Source organism: Ruegeria lacuscaerulensis (assembly GCF_013031245.1).
Classification (GTDB): domain Bacteria; phylum Pseudomonadota; class Alphaproteobacteria; order Rhodobacterales; family Rhodobacteraceae; genus Ruegeria; species Ruegeria lacuscaerulensis_C.
Window position 1 is genome coordinate 1 of record NZ_WPZL01000044.1, and the last position, 19,954, is coordinate 19,954.

Sequence of the window (19,954 nt, forward strand, 5' to 3'; positions counted from 1 at the left end):
AAGGCGAGAACGGGTCTGAAGGCGAGAACGGGTCTGAAGGCGAGAACGGGTCTGAAGGCGAGAACGGGTCTGAAGGCGAGAACGGGTCTGAGGGCGAGAGCGTAGAAACTGAAGAGGACGATGTTGAACGGCCAGGCGAAAACCGCTAACCGCACAGGCTAATGTCTTAGCAAGGCTTACTGATCAGGGCTTGGATAACTTAAGGTTTGATCGCTTGCTTCGCTGATCGTCGAAAAAGTAAGGCCGGGGCTGCAGCGCTCCGGCCTTTCATATTTGATCTGTTCTATCAGTCGCGCAGCAGCTCGTTGATACCGGTTTTCGAGCGGGTCTTTTCATCCACCCGCTTCACGATCACCGCACAATAGAGGCTGATGTTGTTCTTCGATGGCATCGAGCCTGCCACGACCACCGAATAGGGCGGGACTTCACCATAGGTCACTTCGCCGGTTTCGCGATCCACGATCTTGGTGGATTTTCCGATAAAGACTCCCATGCCCAGAACCGAGCCTTCGCGAACGATGCAACCCTCGACAACCTCGGACCGGGCGCCGATAAAGCAGTTGTCCTCGATGATGGTCGGACCTGCCTGCATAGGCTCCAGCACGCCGCCGATACCGACGCCGCCCGACAGATGCACGTTCTTGCCGATCTGCGCGCAGGAACCCACCGTAGCCCAGGTATCGACCATAGTACCTTCGTCGACATAGGCGCCGAGGTTCACGAAGGATGGCATCAGCACCGCACCCGGCGCGATATAGGCCGACTTGCGCACGACGCAGTGGGGCACCGCACGGAACCCGGCGGTGGCCCACTGATCCTCACCCCAACCAGCGAACTTGCTGTCCACCTTGTCCCACCAGCCGCCAGCCTGCGGGCCACCCGACTGGATTTCCATATCCTTGATCCGGAAGCCCAACAGGACCGCCTTTTTGGCCCACTGGTTCACATGCCAATTACCGTCAGCCTGTTTTTCCGCCACGCGCAGCGAGCCGCTGTCCAGCGCGTTCAGCGTATCTTCGATCGCCTCGCGCTGTTCGCCGGTGGTGGCGGGGGTAATGGTGTCGCGCGCCTCCCAGGCGGCTTCGATGGTGGCTTCCAGTTGCGCGTTGGACATGGAGGTGCTCCCTGCTAAATCTGTTCACGTTGGTGTTGCCTATACGCAAGCGAAGGAGTGGCCGCAATGCGACGCAGAATGCGCAGAATGCGGCTGATTGTTTCGGTTTCAGCGATTCAGTGGGTCAGGAGAGATATTACCGCCACAGATCAGCACCGCCACCCTCTCATCGGGCTCAGGACGATAGACCCCTGACAACAGCGCGGCCAGAGCGGCTGCGCCGGCCGGTTCCACCAGAACGCGATGCGCCCGCCACAAAACTTTCTGCGCCTGTGCGATGGCCTCATCGGTTACCAGAACCGATGTCATCCCCTGCGCCAGACCAAAGCAGATCGATCCGATCCGCCTCGCGCCCAGCGCATTGGCCGCAATGCCCGAAACGGTGACATCCACCGTCTCTCCCGCCTGCAGGGCCGCATTCAGCGCGCATGAGGTTTCGGGCTCGACCGCCACAACCTTGCGCGCACCCTGAAGCCACGCCAGCGCGCCCGAAATCAGGCCACCACCGCCGACAGCGACCAGTACGGTGTCGGCCTGAAGGCCTTGCGCCTGCCACTCAGCAAAACAGGTCCCCTGCCCGGCCACGGTTGCAGGTGCGTCATAAGCATGGATCTGCATCGCGCCGGTTGCTTCCTCATGCGCTTGTGCTTCGGTTAGCGCATTGGCGTATTCGCCCGGCACCACGCTCAAATCGGCGCCGGTCTGTTCGATCAGCGCGATCTTGGACGGCCCGGCCAGTTCCGGCACGAAGATTTTGGCCGGATAGCCAAGCGTCTGCGCCGCATAGGCTGCCGCTGCGCCATGATTGCCACCGGATGCGGCGACGACGCCTGCCTTTGGTACATCCAGACTGAGCAATGTATTGAACGCCCCGCGAGCCTTAAAACTACCGGTGTGCTGCAAATGCTCAAGTTTCATCTCGACGGGATAGTCCAAGCCCAGGGCCCGGCTTTCCATCACCGGCGTTACCTGCGCATATCCGGCAATGCGATTGCGCGCTGCCAATATTTCACTCTTCCAATTCATTCTTGTCTTTCCGTGACTGGCACTCTGCCTGCGAACCCTATAGCTGTTTAATGAACACGCAAGCAGGGATATGTTACCTATGAGAGAAGACCGCCTCAGCCCTTTCCGCGACGCGCAGACCGACCGCTCGACGGCGAGCGAGGTGCCGGACACGCCGCAGACCCGTTCACCTGCTTATCGCCTTGCCTTTGCCGATGACGATTTCCTGTGCCGGGACGAACTGCGCCCGGTGCGTCTGCAGCTTGAACTGCTGAAGCCCGAGATGATCATGACCGAGCGCGAGATCACTTCGACCATCGTCATGTTCGGCGGCGCGCGCATCCCGGAACCCTCACAGAAACACACCGCACGGACGGATACGCTGGCCGGTCTGTCGAAATACTATGACGAGGCACGCGAATTCGCACGGCTTATGACCGAGAAATCCAACGAAACCGGTTGCCGTGAAAACGTGATTGTCACCGGCGGCGGCCCCGGCGTGATGGAGGCCGGAAACCGCGGCGCGCAGGATGCGGGTGGCTGCTCCATCGGTCTGAACATCGTGCTGCCGCATGAACAGGCACCGAATCTCTTTGTGACGCCCGAACTCAGTTTCAACTTCCATTACTTCGCCATTCGAAAGATGCACTTTCTGATGCGCGCCCGCGCCATCACCATCTTCCCCGGCGGGTTCGGGACAATGGATGAACTGTTCGAGTCCCTGACCCTGATCCAGACCGGCCGGATGGAGCGCGTGCCCTTCCTGCTGTTCGGGCGCCAATTCTGGGAGACAGTCATCAACTGGGAAGCGCTGGCCGATGCGGGCACCATCTCGGACGAAGACCTCGACCTATTCCGTTTTGTCGACACCGCGCAAGAGGCGGTCGATATCATCGAGAATTGGGAACCTGCCCCGCCTCGCGACGAAATTCCGGGACGCTAGACCATGGCCCCGAAGACCGGAGAGATGCTGCATCTGCGCGGCAATACGCTCGACAAGGGCGAGCCCGTAGCTCTGCCACTGACTCAAAGCAGCATGTTCCACCTGCCCGGCGCACCTGATGGGCATGACTTCTATGGTCGTGTGAACAACCCGACATGGGAGCATCTGGAACATGTGCTGGCCCATCTTGAGGATGCGCCTTGCCTGAGTTTTCCGTCGGGCATGGGGGCGATCTCGGCCGCGTTATTTGCGACGGTGAAAGTCGGCACGCGCATCCTGATCCCGTCCGACGGCTATTACGTTACACGGGTTCTGGCGGACCGGTTCTTGTCCCATCTGGGCGTGTCCGTCACCGAACGCCCGACCACCACGTTCGCCGAAGGTGGGTTCGATGGGTTCGATGTTGTCTTTGTCGAAAGCCCTTCGAACCCCGGTCTGGACATGATGGATCTGCCCGCCATCGCGTCTGCCGTTCGTACCGCTGGCGGTATCACTATTGCCGACAACACGACGATGACCCCTTTGGGCCAACGGCCGCTGGATATGGGCATCGACGTGGTGGTGGCCTCGGACACCAAAGCCATGGGCGGGCATTCCGACCTGCTGATGGGTCATGTGGCCAGCCGCAACGTGCAGATCTTGGAACGGGTCGAGGAATGGCGGCGTGTCTCGGGCGCGATCCCCGGCCCGCATGAGGCGTGGCTGCTGCATCGCGGGTTGGAGACACTAGACGTGCGGTTCGACCGCATGTGCTCCTCGGCCCAGGTGCTGGCCGAACGGCTGGCAGGTCACGCTGCGATCCAAAGCATCCGTTTCCCCGGTCTACGCAATGATCCATCGTATGCGCTGGCCAAGGCCCAAACCGCACGGTTCGGCTTCCTGCTCTCGATCACGCTGGACTCTGAGGCCAAAGCGGAAGAGTTCATCAACAGTTGCCCGATGTTGCGGCCTGCGACCTCGTTCGGCGGCGTCCACAGTTCCGCCGAACGGCGCGCCCGCTGGGGCGACGATGTCAACCCCGCCTTCATCCGCCTGTCCGTTGGATGCGAACCGGTGGAAGAACTGTGGCAGGCGATCGAGGCCAGTCTGAACGCGCTGTGATTACTATTTGGGCTCGCGCAGTTCCTTGAACACATAGATCGGCAGCACAACGCTGGCGATCAGCGCGCCCAGCCAGACCAGCAGAGTCGCGGCCAACAAGTTGGAAATACCCCCAACCGTCAGACCGGCGGTGATCAGGTCGGTCGCCAACAGGCCGACGAAGGTCACGATCAGCGCGATCCCACCTTTCAGCGCAGGCGCTTTCTTTTCCCCGAGCTTCAGGATCAAAGGCTCCGCCACCACCTGCACCAACGTAAAGACAATCACCACGACGATGAACGAGATTGGCTTGATCGCAAATCCCGACAGCAGCAGCGCCGCCAGCAACAACCCGATGGCATTCCCGGCCAAAAGGGCCAATGCGGACTTAATTCTGCGCGTCATGGGGTTCTCCGTCAGAAAATAATTCGAAATATGCATATGTTAACAGACCCGGAGGGATTTGCGAGCGGTTTCAAAAGCCTCTTCCTTTTGGATCATTGAAATCGCATGATAAAACGCATTCATTCTGTTCAGAACCGCACCCGACATTGACGAGAGGTGAGATGAGCGACGATCCCTATTCCGCCCTTGGCGTCGCCAAAGACGCCAGTGCCGCCGAGATCAAAAAGGCCTATCGGCGCATCGCCAAGGAATGCCACCCGGACCTGAAGCCCGGCGACGCAGAGGCTGAGACCAGGTTCAAGGCAGCTGCAGCCGCTTATGACCTGTTGAAAGACCCCGATACCCGCACGCGCTATGACAACGGTGAAATCGACGCATCGGGCCAGGAACGTCCCCAGCAGCAGTATTACCGCGAATACGCCGAAGCTGCCGGAAACCCTTATCGCGGGCGGGCGGCGGACCCGGAAGATATGTCGGACATCTTTGCCGAGTTCATGCGGGGGCGCGGCGGCTACGGGCAACGTACGCAGGAGTTTCATGCGCCAGGCCATAACCGCGCCTACAGCCTGCAGATCAGTTTTCTGGATGCGGTGTTCGGGGCCAGCCAGAAGCTGACCTTGCCGGATGGCGACCGGATAGAGGTCAAGATCCCCGCCGGCATCACCGACGGCCAGACCATCCGCCTTCGCGGCAAGGGTGACCCTGGCTTTGGCGAAGGACCTCCGGGAGATGCCCTGGTGACGGTTACAGTGGCAAAACACCCGGTGTTCGACCGTCAGGGCGACGACATCCACATCACTCTACCGATCACCATTGATGAGGCCATTCTGGGCGGAAAAGTCCCCGCCCCCACCATCGACGGCGGCGTCAATGTCAGTGTCCCGGCGGGCACCAGTAGCGGCAAAACCCTGCGCCTGCGGGGTAAAGGGGTCAAGAAACGCGGCTCGTCCGATCGTGGGGATCAGCTGATCGAACTGACTGTAGCGATGCCGGATCAGATCGACGACGAGTTGAAGCAATTCATGGAGACATGGCGCGAAACCCACAGCTATGATCCGCGCAAAGGAATGCCGTCATGACCCGCACCCTGACCGAAGACGAGCTGATCGCAACCGTCACCCGCCTGACCTCGACCCGGTTGACCGAGTATCTGGCCGCCGAGATCGTGATCCCCGAGCAAACTGATCAGGGGCTGGTCTATCACAGCCTCGATGCGGCGCGACTGGAGTTGGCTTGCGAATTGCACGAACAGTACGAGATGGAGCCGGACGCGCTATCGATGATGCTGTCCCTGATCGACCAGATGCACGGATTACGCGCCGAACTGCGCGAAGTTCTGAACGCCGTCGAAGCCCAACCCGAACCGGTCCGCAAGCAACTGATCGAGGTCATTGGCACAGCGCGGTTCCGTCGCAGATAACGGGCTTTTGGACTCAGTCAGATTGCCGTAGAAGGCTGCCTTGATCCTTTACCCGGTACGCTCATGACCCAGTCCAGATCCGAATTGCTGATGCCTGCGGGCAATCTGCGCAAGCTGAAACTCGCCATCCTTTACGGGGCGGATGCGGTGTATCTTGGCACGCCGGACATGTCGCTGCGTACGAAATCCGAGTTCTCGCTGGAAGAGGTGATCGAAGGTGTCGAGTTTTGCCACCAGCACAGACGTCGCGCCTATCTGACGCTGAACCTGTTTTCGCACAACAAGGACATCCCCAAGCTGGACGAATATATCGACACGGTCCGCAAGGTGAAACCCGACGGGTTGATCATCGCCGACCCCGGCGTATTCCAATATGTGCGCGAACGGGCACCCGAACTGCCGCTGCATATCTCGACCCAGGCGAATATCTGTTCCTGGCTGTCGGTGAAATTCTGGCAGGATCAGGGCGCCGAGCTGGTGGTACTGGCTCGCGAGGTCTCGTACCCGGAACTGGTGGAAATCCGCGAGAAATGCCCCGATATCAAGCTTGAGGCTTTCGTCCACGGTGCCATGTGCATGACCTATTCGGGCCGCTGCCTGCTGTCGAATTTCATGGCCGAACGCGGGGCGAACCAGGGCAACTGCGCCAATTCCTGCCGCTGGAACTACGGGCTCAAGCTGCGCCTCAAGGACGGCACGCATCAGGAACTCCGCATCACCGATGAAAACGCCGACCTGTTCGAGTTCCTGCTGGAAGAAGGCTGCCGCCCGGGGGATCTGATGCCCATCGAAGAGGATGATCGCGGCTCGTACATCCTCAACTCGCGTGATCTGTGCATCATGCCGAAACTGGACGAGTATCTGAAGATCGGCGTCGACAGCCTCAAGGTCGAAGGGCGCGGCAAGTCGGAATATTACGCTGCAATCGTCGCGCGGGCCTATCGCATGGCCATTGATGATTACTTTGCGGACCCCGAAAACTGGGACCCAAAACCCTACATGCGTGAGTTGGAGACGGTTGGGAACCGCGGCTACACGCTGGCCTTCCACGAAGGGCGCCTGACCAACTATGCGCATGATTACGAGCACACTGCTGCGATAGCCCAATGGGAATATGCCGGTATCGTCACCGAAGTGACCGAAGACGCGTTTCTGGTCGAGGTGAAGAACAAGCTGGAGCCGGGCGACGTGCTGGATTTCGTGTCGCCCATATCGCGTCAGACGGTTCTGCTGCGGGTCTATGATTTCGAGCGATCCTCGGACGGCGCGCGGCTGGACGTGGTGCATGGCAGCACGAAGACCGTCATCCGCCTGCCATTCACGCTGTTCGATCACGAGGACATCGACGATCTGCGCGCCCGCTTCCCGGTCTATTCCGTGCTGCGCAAGGAACGCGCCCTGACCGACGAACACTGGAGCCGTATCCGCTTTGACAAGCTGGTGCAGGGGCTTGAAACCTCGGGTCGCGACAACCCCACGGCCTATGCCCGCCGCCGCGACGAACTGGTCGAGAAGATTGGCGAGGACGGCAACGAACGCCGTTTCAAAACCAACCGGATCGGTACCGAGGGCTGCTGCGGCAAAGGCTGCAATGGCTGCATGATCTTCTGGCAGGACGACAAATACGCACTGGCCCGAGAGGTTCTCTCGAAACGCAAACAAGGCGAACAGCTCAGCCGCCGCGAAGCCACGGCGCTGAAAATACCCAACGAGACCGCCTGACCGCGCTCAGTTGCCAACGATATATTCTTCGGGAACGAAAAACGTATAATCCCGGTCCGCCACTGCTTCGTGGCAATCGTGACAATAGGCGACCGCCGGCGCGCGGAACCCCATCGTGTCACCGAACAGCGATCCGTCTGGCATTACCATGATATAGCGCCAATCCCCTGTTTCCGGGTTGGCGCCTTCGGCCAGCTTTTCCATCACGAACAGGGCGCCCGGATGAATGTTGCCTTCGTCCGTCACGGTCACACTGTCCTTGGCCAGCACCGAGCCCATGGGCAGTTTTTCACCCTCTTGCAGGGTGCCATAGTTGTGCGCCATACGATTGGCATAGCTGTTCACATAGCGCTGGCCATGTGTGGCCGAGATATAGGGCGCGTCATTGAACAGCGGCCAGTCCTGATAATTCAAAAGCAGATCCAGCTGTGCACCGCCATAGCCCCGCGCCATCCGCTTCTGCAGCGACTCGTAGATGCGCAACGCCTCTTCCTTCGGCAGATCTGCAGGGTTTTCGATAGCAAGATGCGCGTCTTCATCACTCGACTGAGCAAAGACCCCGCTCGCCGCAAAGGTCGAAAACACCAGAGTTGAAAGTGAGATAAAAAAAAGTCGTAATAACATTAGGATGGCCCACCTGGTTCGTAAGGTTCGCCTGAACGCCGCACGTCATGCTTGAAAAAGATAGCGGCCCTGAACAAACGTGCCATATCCGGATTGCGACTCTCACCGCATTGTGCGCAAGAGTGAAATGCGCCCGCCCGGATTTGACTGGTTAAACATATCAAATTGCGCATACAAAAGACAGCGGCCCAAACATTAAATTACTTGGCCGCTACGCAATAACCAGGTTTATTAGCTTTTAAGACCTGCTTCGGCCTCGATCTGCTTGCGCGATTTACGGGCGCGTTCGGTGGCAGACTTTAACTGACCGCACGCCGCCATGATGTCCTCGCCCCGAGTTTTACGAATGGGTGAGGCATAACCCGCCTGATAGATGATATTCGCAAAAGCCCGGATACGGTTGTTCGAGCTGCGCTTGTACGGCGCGCCGGGCCATTCATTGAACGGGATCAGGTTGATCTTGGCCGGGATGTTGTGGCGCTTGATGTGGTCGATCAGGCGATGCGCGTCCTCGTCGCTGTCATTGACGCCGTCCAGCATCACGTATTCAAAGGTGATCCGCTCGGAATTCGAGGCGTTGGGATAGCTGGCCAGCGCCTGCAGCAGTTCATCGATGTTCCAGCGTTTGTTGATCGGCACCAGCACATCACGGGTCTCATTCGTGGTCGCGTGGAACGAAATGGCCAGAAGGCAGCCAATTTCCTCAGCCGTGCGCGCGATCTCGGGCACCACACCCGATGTCGACAGCGTGATCCGGCGGCGGGACAGGGAAATCCCCTCGGGGTCCATAGCGATCTTCATCGCGTCGCGGACGTTTTCGAAGTTATAGAGCGGCTCACCCATGCCCATCAGAACGATGTTCGACAGCAGGCGGGTTTCGTCCTTGGGCGCGCCGGGGGTCGGCCATTCCTCAAGATCATCACGGGCCATCATCACCTGACCGACGATCTCAGCCGCCGTCAGGTTGCGCACCAGCTTCTGCGTCCCTGTGTGGCAGAAGGAACAGGTCAGCGTGCACCCGACCTGAGACGAGATGCACAGCGTGCCGCGATCCTCTTCGGGGATATAGACAACCTCGACCTCATGCCCGCCCGCGATGCGAACCAGATATTTGCGCGTTCCATCCTCGGACACCTGACGGGTGATAACCTCGGGGATTTCGATGACGAACTGCTCGGCCAACTGGGCGCGGTAAGCCTTGGCCAGATTGGTCATCTGCGCAAAGTCGCGCACGCCCCACTGGTAGATCCACTGCCAGATCTGGCCGGTGCGCATTTTGGCCTGCTTTTCCGGCGTACCGTTTTCGATAAGCACTTCGCGCAACTGGTCGCGGGTCAGACCGACAAGGTTGATCTTCCCCTCGGGCAGTTTGCGAGGGATGGTCATGACGTCTTGAGTGATCGGCGCTTTGGGCGACATTTGGCTATCTCAGAGATTCTGGCTTGGGATGCGCCTCTATATAGGATCGTGCGCAAAGATCAAAAGAATTCGTGAGACCTAATTCGCAAAGCGCAGCAATTGGTCCACTCGGACTCGGCCCAGGTCGACGCGGCAGGATGTGATGGCTATGCCGGTTCCCGAACCGCCCCCAAACGAGGCACCCACCGCTTCGCATTGGGCGTCCCTGTAGCTAACCCAAGCAATTTGAGAGGCCTCCAACGCAGGTTGTGCGACAACGCGGCCCGTCACGTCATCCAACTCCTTGGCTGCTTGCATGGCAAAACCGTAGCTTGCCTCCAATGCCTGGTTGACCCGTTCTTCCATCGCTCCGACGCACGACCCGATTTCTACCTGCGAACCCGCGTCGGAACACTCCAATGTGGGATCGGCCAAAGCGGGGGATGAAACAAGCAAAGCAAGCAAAACGTGACGCATTATCTGTTCCTACGAAAAACGCTCCATACTGCCCATATATAGCCCGCTTTTTGCGCAAGGTCTCAATAGAGGTTCGGCCGCAAGCGCTACGCCGATGCAGCCGAACTCACTTTCTCAGTTTTGGGTGAACGGGTCAGACCCCCGCGGGCAGGACATCGCAATCCGCAGCGTCAAGCGTTTTCACCGGATCTTCCGGGCCGCACTGCTCACCCGTGACGGGGTAGGTTTGGTTGTCTTTTTCACATGCGCTCAGCAATACAGCCGCCATCATCATCAACGCGGCAAGAGATTTGTTCAGCATTTGCAAGCTCCTTCCCAGCTCTTGAACCGATTAGTTCAGATAAGCGGTCAGCTTGCATTGATGCGGATCAAACTTGAGGACAGACGTGGCGTAAAGACGACGCCCGCATTATTCGCGAGCAACGAAAAAGCCCCGCCAAAGGACGGGGCCGCGTGTACGCAACGTATTGGCTTAGTTGGTGCAGCGCTTCTCGGCGTCCTCAATGGCCGAAGTAAAGCCTAGCAACGAGAACGTGTCTTTGGTCTGCGTCCCACGCTCGGACCGGGCGGTCAGAACGGCCTCAGTCCCGCGTTTCATGGCAGCGACCACTTTCAGGTCTTCGCCTTCGGTTGCGGGCCAGGCCCATTCACCTTCGGTGATCAGTTCGAACTCGGTCCCATCAATCTCGAGATTGACGGTAGATCCTGCGGCGAATGGATATCCGCCGGTAAAGGTCACCTGACCTTTGACCTCGGCGTTGGGGCGATAGAACACGAACAGAAGGATGTCACTGCGGCGCACGGAAACGACCCGGCCGCCACGGGTGTTAACGGTTTCCTTGGGCGCCGAAACACTCCAGCACTCGGTGGGATCATCTTCGACGAAAACGCTCCAGTCCGTCTTTGCCGCTACGCGATTGGTGCTTGTCGCCTGCTGAGCGGTTGCAGTTGTGGCCATCCCTGCCATACACAGGCCCGCGATCACGCGAACGAGTTTTGATCCCATCTGTCCAGCCTCCTAGCTCGACCTATACCTCATACCCATCGGATATGCGTGCGAACCCTGCCGGTTCGTCTGTAAAGTTGCGTATTCCGATGATTGCCGACATACACACACTAACGCAGGTTTCGCCACAGGCGAAAGGGCGGTTGGCAGAATTTTGCGCATAAAAACGGAGGTCCAGATGACGCAGCCCGTACCGATGACTGAATTGTGGCGTGGACCTTTGTTGGAAAGTCTGCATCTGGGTCATGCCGTTATATGCGACGACACCGGCCAGATCGTGCGCAACTGGGGCGATCCGCAGGCGGTGATCTATCCACGGTCCTCGGCGAAAATGATTCAGGGGTTGCCGCTGATCACCTCGGGTGCAGCGGCAAAATACGGGTTGAACAGCGAGCATCTGGCGCTGGCCTGCGCCTCCCATATCGGCGCTCACATTCATACCGACCGGGTTTCAGCATGGCTGGATCATTTGGGTCTTGCCGAGCCCGATCTGCGCTGTGGCCCGCAAGAGCCGCAGGACATGGCCGCGCGCGACGGGCTGATCCTGGCCGATGACACGCCTTGCCAAATTCACAACAACTGTTCCGGCAAACATTGCGGATTTCTGACCGTGGCCCAGCATATGGGCGCCGGGCCTGAGTATCTTGAGATCGACCATCCTGTTCAGCAAGCCTGCCTGTCCGCCATCGAAGAAACCACGGGTGAGACCAGCCCGGCCTACGGCATCGACGGGTGTTCGGCTCCGAATTTTGCGACGTCGCTGGCTGGATTGGCGCGCTCGATGGCGTGGTTTGCGTCAGCCGCTGACCGGTCTGACCGGGCCAGCGTCGCGGCGCAGCAGCTTACTGCGGCGATGATCAAACACCCCGAACTGGTTGCCGGTGAAACGCGGGCCTGCACCGAGTTGATGCGCGCCATGAACGGCCGCGCCGCCACCAAGACCGGGGCCGAGGCCGTCTTTGTTGCGATCATCCCGGAAAAACGTATGGGTGTTGCACTGAAAATCACCGATGGCACCACCCGCGCCAGCGAATGCGCCATCGCCGCCATTCTGGTCAGCCTGGGCGTGCTGGAGGCCGATCACCCGGCCACCCGCAAATTCATGAATGCAACACAATACAGCCGACGCGGACTGGAATGCGGCGTAATCAGACCTGCGCCGGGTTTCCCCGGCTAAGGACGTCACATCTCGATTTCATGCACCTCGGCCACCTCGACCGAGCCTGAACCGTTCACAACCATCGGGCAGCCCTTGGCCATCTCGGTCGCGGCATCGATGCTGTCAGCCTTTATGACGGTAAAGCCAGATGCCGGATTGGCGCCACCATTGTCGACGACGCCGCCCGAGCTGACGGTATAGGACTGGCCCACCGGGTTGCCGGGGATCTCCAGCGCATCACCCATGTTCTGAAACCATGCACCCCACGCGGCCATGGTGGCTTCGACTTCGGCGGGGTCGGTTGGTGTGGATCCGCCGTGATAAACAAACAAATATTGGGGCATTTCGCTCCTCCCTGATGAAAAACTATCCAAATTGCGCTTCGAGTTTGCGCAGCGACGAGGTCCAGCCTTTCTCGTGATTTGCTGCAACTTCATCATCGCCCAGGTCACGGTGATCCAAAATAAGGCGCGCGCCGTCACCGGCGGATTCGACAAGCAGTGTTACGTAGCTTTCCGCTCCGCGCTGATCCTTGTCATCATGCCAGGCCCATGTGAATCCAACGGATTTGGGAGGATCGACATGCGTGACCTGACCGGACACTTTGTATTGCTGGCCCTCACCGTTCTCCATCACCGAATACCACGGCCCAAGGCGCGAGAAATCCAGATCGTGCTCGGGCACATGCATCCCCTCCGGTCCCCACCATTGCAACAGCTTCGCGCCATCACTGATCCAGGCAAACAGATTTTCGGGGCTGGTGGGGAACTCACGTTCCAGTTTCAGGTCGGCCATGAATTCTCCTTTTCAATCAAGTTGCCCAGACGGTCGAGGCTGCTCTCCCAGAACCGGCGTTTCGAGATGGTCCATTCGGCAATCGCCCGCAGGCCATCGGGTTGAATCGAGTACATTCGTTGTGTGCCCTGCACACGTTGCCGCACCAGCCCGGCTTCGCGCAGTACCTTCAGATGGCGCGAGATCGCGGCACCGGACATGCCTCGGCCTTCGATCAGGTCACCGGCGGGCAGCTCTCCGTCCTGCATCAGTTGTTCGACTATCGAGAACCGTGTGGAATCGGACAACGCAGAGAAAGTGGTCAGAAGTTTGCTCATGACCATTGTTTAACATTGTTGTTAAATAAAGGGAAGCCCTAAACCGTCAGAGGTCCGCAAAGGCAGTCCGGGCATAGCCCTGCAGGTACAGCAACGCAGTCAGATCGCCGTAGTTGACCCGGATGTCGCATTTTTCCGCGACCGAAGGCTTGGCGTGAAGCGCCACGCCCGTTCCGGCCCTGCCCAGCATGCCCAGATCGTTCGCCCCGTCACCAACCGCTAGTACGTCCGCCTCGGACAGGCCCAGACGCTTTGTGATCTGCTCCAGCGCATCCACCTTGGCCTGCCGCCCCAGGATGGGCCGCTGCACATCGCCGGTCAGCCTGCCGTTCTCGGCCAGCAACGTATTGGCCCGGTTTTCATCAAAGCCAAGCTCATCGGCTACTTTGGCCGTAAAGGCCGTGAACCCGCCCGAGACCAGCGCGGTATAGCCCCCGTTCATTCGCATCGTTGCGACCAGTTCCTGGCCACCCGGCATCAGCGTGATGCGTTCTTCCAGAACCTTTTCGATTACCGTCTCATCCAGACCGCTCAGCAGGCCGACCCGTTCGATCAGTGCGCCCTCGAAATCCAGCTCGCCGTTCATTGCCCGTGCAGTGATTTCCTTGACACGATCGCCGACGCCTGCCTCATCCGCCAGTTCATCGATACATTCCTGCTGGATCATGGTGCTGTCCATGTCCGCCAGCAACATCAGTTTGCGCCGCTTCAGGACCGGTTGCACAATCAGGTCAACACCTATGAGTTGCAACTCAGCCCACACTTCCCATTGATTGCCGGGTATCTCGTGGAATTTGAACTCTGCCGCCTCGTCCGGGCTGAGCCAGACAACATCGTCCCCACCCCACGCATTGCACAGCGCCTCGACCAGAGCCTGCTCGAGCGTCGGCGTATTCGGGTTGGTCAACAGAGTGGCAACGTACATTCTCAATCTCCTGCGGGCTCAACTGCGCATATCGCAGGGGCCGCCTTTTCACCAGATACCTGCCCCGGATTTCTGAATCTTCACCTGTTTTCTGCGCCCCGGGGCTTTACCCTCTCTCCAATTCAAGACAGATTCAGGGCGAATTGATCCGGTGCGAAGGAAAGACGGAATGGGCAACCCGCTGTATGATCGCTTGTTTGGCATTCACGCGGGAAAGGAGACGCCGTTCCTGCATTTGCCCGACGGTCACACCCTGACCCATGCCGCATTTCTGGATATGGCCGCCCGGGTCGCCAACGCGCTGACCGGGTACGAGCTTGAGCCGGGCGACCGGGTGGCGGTTCAGGTGGAAAAATCCCCCGAAGCCCTGGCGCTTTATACCGCCTGCGCGCAAACCGGGCTGATTTTTCTGCCTCTGAACACCGCATACACCAGCGCCGAACTCAGCTATTTTATCGAAAACAGCGGTGCCGCGCTGGTCGTGTGTGATGCAGCGAAGGAGACCGGACTCAGGCCAATCGCCGAAGCACAAAACGCCCGGTTGGAAACACTGAACGCGGATGGCTCGGGCAGTCTGATGCGGCGGGCGCTGGGTATGTTGCCCGCGTTCGAGCCGGTCCGGCGCCGGCCGGACGATCTGGCAGCGTTTCTGTACACGTCCGGCACGACCGGGCGGTCAAAGGGCGCGATGCTGACACAGGACAACCTGCTGTCAAACGCCGAGACGCTGGTGCAGGAATGGCGGTTCACGCAGGATGACGTGTTGCTGCATGCGCTGCCGATCTTTCACACCCACGGCCTGTTTGTGGCGACGAATGTGGTGCTGGCCTCAGGCGGGTCGATGATCTTTCTGCCGAAATTCGACCTCGATGACATTCTGCGCCTGATGCCTGATGCGACTGCGATGATGGGCGTTCCAACCTTCTACACCCGCCTGCTGGGCGACGATCGATTCACTGGCGATCTGGCGCGACATATGCGCTTGTTCATCTCGGGCTCTGCCCCCTTGCTGGCCGAAACCCATGAACGGTTCGAGGCCCGCACCGGTCACCGTATCCTGGAACGCTATGGCATGACCGAGACCAACATGAACACCTCGAACCCGTATGATGGCGAGCGCCGCGCAGGGACGGTCGGGTTCCCTCTGCCGGATGTGGAGTTGAAGGTCACCGACCCCGAAACTGGTGAAACACTACACCAAGGCGAGATCGGAATGGTTGAGGTGCGCGGCCCGAACGTTTTCGAGGGGTACTGGCAGATGCCCGAGAAAACCGCTGCTGAGCTGCGCGAGGACGGGTTCTTCATCACCGGCGATCTGGGTCGGGTAGATGAGGACGGTTATGTGCATATCGTCGGGCGGGGCAAGGACCTGATCATTTCGGGTGGTTTCAACATCTATCCCAAAGAGATCGAGCTTGTGTTGGACGACCAGCCCGGTGTGCTGGAAAGCGCGGTAATCGGCGTGCCACACCCGGATTTTGGCGAGACTGTTCTGGGCATTCTGGTACCTGCGCCGGGCAAGACCCTGGAAACGGATGTTATCCTGGCCAATGTTCAAAACGAACTGGCCCGGTTCAAACATCCGCGCAAGTTGATCCTACTTAACGAACTGCCCCGCAATACCATGGGCAAGGTTCAAAAGAATGTATTGCGTGACACCTACAAAGACCTGTTTATGACGGTCTAGGGGTCAGCGGTACGCGCCCACCTGCGGTCAGCAACCAGCATTGGCGGCCCTCGAACACCGCCGTGGCCAGCGGACGCCCATAGCCCGCGCCCGCGTCCAGATTGATGCGATTGCCGCAGTGTTCGGCTCGGTTGACCGGCGTATGACCATGCACGATCAGCCAGGGGTGCGGTGTCGTGTCCCGCAGAAACTCCTGACGTATCCAGACCAGATCATCCTCGGCCTGATGCTCAAGCGGCATGCCGGGGCGGATACCTGCATGAACGAACAGAAGCTCGCCTTCCTGATGATACAAGGGCAGAGCATTAACAAAGTCGATATGCGCGGGCGGCACTGCTGCACAGGCCCGCTCGTGTACCTGATAAATGCGATCGTCGTCCGTGACTTCGACACCGTATGACGCCAGCGTCTCACGGCCGCCCAAACGGGGATCAAGCCAGTTCAGAGTGACCGGCAGGCGATTGTCCGCAATCTCACAATCCTGCACGAAGCGCGTCATCATCCGGTCGTGATTGCCCTTGACCATGACCCAGTTCCGATCCGTTCGCTGCCCTTCGATCAGCAGGTCCAGAACGGCACGACTGTTCGGACCCCGGTCCACGTAGTCGCCCAGGAAAACCACCCGCGCGTCCGGGCCGCCTTCCCGTTCGATCATCCGCAAGGCATCCAACAACATCTCAAGCTGACCGTGAACATCACCGATGGCATAGATGGAGTTCGTCATGAAACATCCTCAGGAAAAGTTTGGTTTGCTTGTGCCTCATCCAGGCGGCTGAAAAAAGACAATGCCCGCGCTTTTACCAGCGCGGGCATCGAATTGGTCACAAGTTCAGTGCTGTAGCTCAGGCAACGTCAAACTCCAGCGGCTTGATCTGAGTGAACAGCCCGGTTTCCGCCAGCTTGGCCCGCGCCTCGGCCGGAACCGGTTCGTCCACGTACAGAAGCGCGATTGCCTCACCACCGGCTTCAGACCGACCAAGGGTAAAATTGGCGATATTCACGTTGTTCTCACCCATGGTCTGGCCAAGGGTACCGATGATGCCCGGCACGTCCTCGTTGGTGGTATAGAGCATGTGCGCGCCCACCTCGGCGTCGATATTGATGCCCTTGATCTGAATGAAGCGCGGCTTGCCGTCACTGAACACGGTACCCCCGATGGAACGTTCGCGCTTTTCTGTCACCACGGTCACTTTGATATAACCTTCAAAGGCGCCGGACTTGTCCTGGTTGGTGGTCGAGATCTGAATGCCACGCTCTTTGGCCACAACGGGGGCCGAGACCATGTTCACCTCGGGGTTGAACTTCTTCATGATCCCAGCCACGACCGAGCAATTCAGCGCGGCAAGGTTCATCTCGGACGCGACACCGTCATAAAGGATATTGATCGCCTTGATCGGTTCGTCTGTCATCTGGCCGATGAAGCTGCCCAGATGGCCGGCCAGCTTGATCCATGGGCCCATGACTTTGGCCTCTTCGGCGGTGACACTGGGCATGTTCAGCGCGTTTTCCACAGCGCCGGTCAGCAGGTAGTTCGAGATCTGCTCGGCCACCTGCAGCGCCACGTTTTCCTGTGCCTCGGTCGTCGCTGCGCCCAAATGCGGGGTGCAGACAACATTGGGCAGGTTGAACAGGGCGTTTTCCTTCGCCGGTTCCTCGCTGAACACGTCAAAGGCGGCCCCGGCGACATGACCGGATGTCAGCATCTCGGCCAGCGCCGCTTCGTCGACCAGACCGCCACGGGCGCAGTTGATGATGCGCACGCCCGGCTTGGTTTTGGCCAGGTTTTCACGGTTCAGGATGTTGCGGGTCTGATCGGTCAGCGGCACGTGCAGGGTGATGAAATCGGCGCGGGACAGCAACTCGTCCAACTCGACCTTTTCCACGCCCATCTTGTCCGCCTTCTCTTCGCCCAAATAGGGGTCATAGGCGACAACCTTCATCTTCAGGCCCAAGGCGCGTTCACAGACGATACCACCGATATTGCCCGCACCGATGACGCCCAGCGTTTTGTTGGTCAGCTCGATCCCCATGAACTTGGATTTTTCCCATTTACCGGCATGGGTCGAGGTCGAAGCCTCGGGGATTTGTCGCGCCACGGCGAACATCATCGCAATCGCGTGCTCGGCTGTGGTGATCATGTTGCCGAACGGCGTGTTCATCACGATCACACCCTTCTTCGACGCGGCATCCTTGTCGACGTTGTCGGTGCCGATTCCGGCGCGGCCGATGACCTTCAGATTGTCCGCCTTTTCCAGCAAGGTCGGCGTCACCTTGGTGGCCGAGCGGATGGCCAGACCGTCATATTGGCCGATCACCTCGGCCAGCTTGTCCTTGTCCTTGCCCAGATCGGGCATGAAATCCACGTCGATACCACGGTCGCGGAAAATCTGCACGGCGGTTTCGCTGAGTTTGTCGGATACGAGTACTTTGGGAGCCATGATATTGGTCCTTGGATTTTTGGGAAATCCGGGCCTGAACCGGCCCGGTAAAGATTGAAATTGCTCAGGCGGCTTCAGTCTGCGCCGCGATCTCGGCCTCAAATGCCCATGCCAGCCAGGGAAGCATCGCCTCGATATCCGAGGTTTCGACCGTGCCGCCGCACCAGATGCGCAAGCCCGCAGGCGCGTCGCGATAGGCCCCGATATCCAGCGCGATATTCTCGGCCTCCAACCGTTTGGCCACCGCCTTGGCAAAGGTGGCGCCATCCTGAATGCGCGCGTCGGTGAACTTCAGGCAAACGGAGGTGTTCGACTGCGTTGCCGCATCCTCGGCCAGATTGGCGATCCAGTCATTCCGGTCGCAGAACGCGTGAACCGCACCGGCGTTGGCATCCGCACGGGCGATCAGCCCCTGCAGACCACCGACAGAGCGCGCCCAGTCCAGCGCAAACAGGTAATCTTCAACCGCCAGCATCGACGGCGTGTTGATCGTCGCGCCGGTAAAGATACCGTCGATCAGCTTGCCACCTTTGGTCAGACGGAAGATCTTGGGCAGCGGCCATGCAGGAGTGTAGCTTTCCAGCCGCTCCACCGCGCGGGGGCTCAGGATCAGCATCCCGTGCGCAGCCTCACCGCCCAGCACCTTCTGCCAGCTGAACGTGGTCACATCCAGCTTGTCCCACGGCAGGTCCATCGCAAAAGCTGCACTGGTCGCGTCACAGATCGTCAGGCCCTGACGGTCATCGGCGATCCAGTCGCCATTGGGAACCCGGACACCCGAGGTCGTGCCGTTCCACGTAAACACCACGTCATTGGCAAAATCGACCGAGGCCAGATCGACGATCTGCCCGTACTCGGCGGTTTTCACCTCGGCATTGATCTTCAGTTGCTTGACCACATCCGTGACCCAGCCCGAGCCAAAGCTTTCCCAGGCCAGCATCTCGACCTTGCGTTCGCCCAGCAGCGACCACAGCGACATCTCGACCGCGCCGGTATCCGAAGCGGGAACGATGCCGATCTTGTAATCCGCCGGAATACCCAGCACCTCCCGCGTGCCTTCGATCGCGGCCTTCAGCTTGTCCTTGCCGACTGCGGCACGGTGCGACCGGCCCAATGCGGCATCGGCCAGCTTGTTCAGCTCAAATGTGGGGGGTTTGGCGCAGGGGCCCGAGGAAAAACGCGGATTGGCCGGCCGCGTCGCCGGTTGTTCGATAGCCATGTGTATTACCCTTCCAGATACACGCCCCTCGTTGGGGAGGGGTGTCCCACGAACAGAGGTATGGGTCGTTCGCACCTGCAGCAAGCGTAAAAGACGCTTAATTGGCCAAAAACGACATACCGAAGGTGTGCAAATTGGAACACAGGTTTCCGATTGGCGAAAAACCCCCGCCGCTGGAGCGGCGGGGGGTTTTGTTTTTGAGTGGTGGTTATTCTGCGGC

22 protein-coding genes are annotated in these 19,954 nt (G+C 59.3%); 7 read left to right on the forward strand and 15 right to left on the reverse strand.

Features of this window, described 5'->3' with window-relative positions; genetic code table 11:
* Positions 1-286 precede the first annotated feature (286 nt).
* Positions 287-1,114 (reverse strand): 2,3,4,5-tetrahydropyridine-2,6-dicarboxylate N-succinyltransferase, encoded by an 828-nt coding sequence (gene dapD / locus GOX66_RS23315; RefSeq protein ID WP_170765979.1) that lies wholly within the window; start codon positions 1,112-1,114, stop codon positions 287-289.
* A gap of 108 nt (positions 1,115-1,222) precedes the next feature.
* Positions 1,223-2,140, reverse strand: a complete 918-nt coding sequence (locus GOX66_RS23320; protein ID WP_170765981.1) for a threonine/serine dehydratase — start codon at positions 2,138-2,140, stop codon at positions 1,223-1,225.
* Positions 2,141-2,219: 79 nt separating this feature from the next.
* On the opposite strand from GOX66_RS23320, the gene GOX66_RS23325 reads away from it, so the two are divergent.
* Both GOX66_RS23325 and GOX66_RS23330 read left to right on the forward strand, forming a co-directional pair.
* Positions 2,220-3,062, forward strand: a complete 843-nt coding sequence (locus tag GOX66_RS23325) for an LOG family protein (RefSeq protein ID WP_170765983.1) — start codon at positions 2,220-2,222, stop codon at positions 3,060-3,062.
* A gap of 3 nt (positions 3,063-3,065) precedes the next feature.
* Positions 3,066-4,163, forward strand: a complete 1,098-nt coding sequence (locus GOX66_RS23330; protein ID WP_170765985.1) for a cystathionine gamma-lyase — start codon at positions 3,066-3,068, stop codon at positions 4,161-4,163.
* Between the two features lie 3 nt (positions 4,164-4,166).
* On the opposite strand, the gene GOX66_RS23335 is transcribed toward GOX66_RS23330, so the two are convergent.
* Complete coding sequence (locus tag GOX66_RS23335; protein WP_170765987.1) at positions 4,167-4,547, reverse strand: hypothetical protein; 381 nt, start codon at positions 4,545-4,547, stop codon at positions 4,167-4,169.
* A gap of 161 nt (positions 4,548-4,708) precedes the next feature.
* On the opposite strand from GOX66_RS23335, the gene GOX66_RS23340 reads away from it, so the two are divergent.
* The 3 genes from GOX66_RS23340 to GOX66_RS23350 all read left to right on the forward strand — a co-directional run bounded on the left by GOX66_RS23340 (position 4,709) and on the right by GOX66_RS23350 (position 7,689).
* Positions 4,709-5,626, forward strand: coding sequence for a DnaJ C-terminal domain-containing protein (locus GOX66_RS23340; RefSeq protein ID WP_170765989.1), 918 nt, complete (start codon positions 4,709-4,711; stop codon positions 5,624-5,626).
* Positions 5,623-5,967 (forward strand): hypothetical protein, encoded by a 345-nt coding sequence (locus GOX66_RS23345; protein WP_170765991.1) that lies wholly within the window; start codon positions 5,623-5,625, stop codon positions 5,965-5,967. The genes GOX66_RS23340 and GOX66_RS23345 overlap by 4 nt, the downstream gene beginning before the upstream one ends.
* A 63-nt stretch (positions 5,968-6,030) precedes the next feature.
* Positions 6,031-7,689 (forward strand): U32 family peptidase, encoded by a 1,659-nt coding sequence (locus tag GOX66_RS23350; RefSeq protein WP_170765993.1) that lies wholly within the window; start codon positions 6,031-6,033, stop codon positions 7,687-7,689.
* A 6-nt stretch (positions 7,690-7,695) separates the two neighbouring features.
* Here GOX66_RS23350 and GOX66_RS23355 read toward each other — a convergent pair whose 3' ends face one another.
* The 5 genes from GOX66_RS23355 to GOX66_RS23375 form a co-directional block, all read right to left on the reverse strand.
* A complete protein-coding gene (locus GOX66_RS23355) occupies positions 7,696-8,313 on the reverse strand; it encodes a cytochrome P460 family protein (protein ID WP_170765995.1) in 618 nt (205 codons plus the stop codon).
* Between the two features lie 231 nt (positions 8,314-8,544).
* Positions 8,545-9,732 carry a dual-specificity RNA methyltransferase RlmN gene (rlmN, locus tag GOX66_RS23360; RefSeq protein WP_170765997.1) on the reverse strand — a complete coding sequence of 396 codons (1,188 nt, stop codon included), beginning with the start codon at positions 9,730-9,732 and terminating at the stop codon, positions 8,545-8,547.
* A 78-nt stretch (positions 9,733-9,810) separates the two neighbouring features.
* Positions 9,811-10,188, reverse strand: coding sequence for a lysozyme inhibitor LprI family protein (locus GOX66_RS23365; RefSeq protein ID WP_170765999.1), 378 nt, complete (start codon positions 10,186-10,188; stop codon positions 9,811-9,813).
* Positions 10,189-10,321: 133 nt separating this feature from the next.
* A complete protein-coding gene (locus GOX66_RS23370; RefSeq protein WP_170766001.1) occupies positions 10,322-10,489 on the reverse strand; it encodes a hypothetical protein in 168 nt (55 codons plus the stop codon).
* Positions 10,490-10,660: 171 nt separating this feature from the next.
* Positions 10,661-11,194, reverse strand: a complete 534-nt coding sequence (locus GOX66_RS23375) for an invasion associated locus B family protein (protein WP_170766003.1) — start codon at positions 11,192-11,194, stop codon at positions 10,661-10,663.
* 178 nt (positions 11,195-11,372) lie between these two features.
* Between GOX66_RS23375 and GOX66_RS23380 the strand changes: the two genes are divergently transcribed.
* Positions 11,373-12,371: an asparaginase gene (locus GOX66_RS23380; RefSeq protein ID WP_170766005.1), complete on the forward strand. Its 999-nt coding sequence runs from the start codon at positions 11,373-11,375 to the stop codon at positions 12,369-12,371.
* 5 nt (positions 12,372-12,376) lie between these two features.
* Here the strand turns inward: GOX66_RS23380 and GOX66_RS23385 are convergent, their stop codons facing one another.
* Genes GOX66_RS23385 through serB form a run of 4 tightly spaced genes read right to left on the reverse strand, consistent with a single transcriptional unit; the run spans position 12,377 to position 14,390 of the window.
* Positions 12,377-12,697, reverse strand: coding sequence for a YciI family protein (locus GOX66_RS23385; protein WP_170766007.1), 321 nt, complete (start codon positions 12,695-12,697; stop codon positions 12,377-12,379).
* 22 nt (positions 12,698-12,719) lie between these two features.
* A complete protein-coding gene (locus GOX66_RS23390) occupies positions 12,720-13,148 on the reverse strand; it encodes an SRPBCC family protein (protein WP_170766009.1) in 429 nt (142 codons plus the stop codon).
* Entirely contained in the window at positions 13,136-13,465 is a 330-nt protein-coding gene (locus GOX66_RS23395) for an ArsR/SmtB family transcription factor (RefSeq protein ID WP_170766011.1), read from the reverse strand. Before GOX66_RS23395 ends, GOX66_RS23390 begins: the two co-directional genes overlap by 13 nt.
* Before the next feature lie 46 nt (positions 13,466-13,511).
* Positions 13,512-14,390, reverse strand: a complete 879-nt coding sequence (gene serB / locus GOX66_RS23400) for a phosphoserine phosphatase SerB (RefSeq protein ID WP_170766013.1) — start codon at positions 14,388-14,390, stop codon at positions 13,512-13,514.
* A 169-nt stretch (positions 14,391-14,559) separates the two neighbouring features.
* Here serB and GOX66_RS23405 point away from each other — a divergent pair, with 169 nt between their 5' ends.
* Complete coding sequence (locus tag GOX66_RS23405; protein WP_170766015.1) at positions 14,560-16,077, forward strand: malonate--CoA ligase; 1,518 nt, start codon at positions 14,560-14,562, stop codon at positions 16,075-16,077.
* On the opposite strand, the gene GOX66_RS23410 is transcribed toward GOX66_RS23405, so the two are convergent.
* The 3 genes from GOX66_RS23410 to GOX66_RS23420 all read right to left on the reverse strand — a co-directional run bounded on the left by GOX66_RS23410 (position 16,064) and on the right by GOX66_RS23420 (position 19,734).
* Positions 16,064-16,801, reverse strand: a complete 738-nt coding sequence (locus GOX66_RS23410; protein ID WP_170766016.1) for a metallophosphoesterase family protein — start codon at positions 16,799-16,801, stop codon at positions 16,064-16,066. The genes GOX66_RS23405 and GOX66_RS23410 overlap by 14 nt on opposite strands.
* A 118-nt stretch (positions 16,802-16,919) precedes the next feature.
* Positions 16,920-18,515 (reverse strand): phosphoglycerate dehydrogenase, encoded by a 1,596-nt coding sequence (gene serA / locus GOX66_RS23415; protein WP_170766017.1) that lies wholly within the window; start codon positions 18,513-18,515, stop codon positions 16,920-16,922.
* A 64-nt stretch (positions 18,516-18,579) separates the two neighbouring features.
* Complete coding sequence (locus tag GOX66_RS23420) at positions 18,580-19,734, reverse strand: phosphoserine transaminase (protein WP_170766018.1); 1,155 nt, start codon at positions 19,732-19,734, stop codon at positions 18,580-18,582.
* Positions 19,735-19,954: the final 220 nt, after the last annotated feature.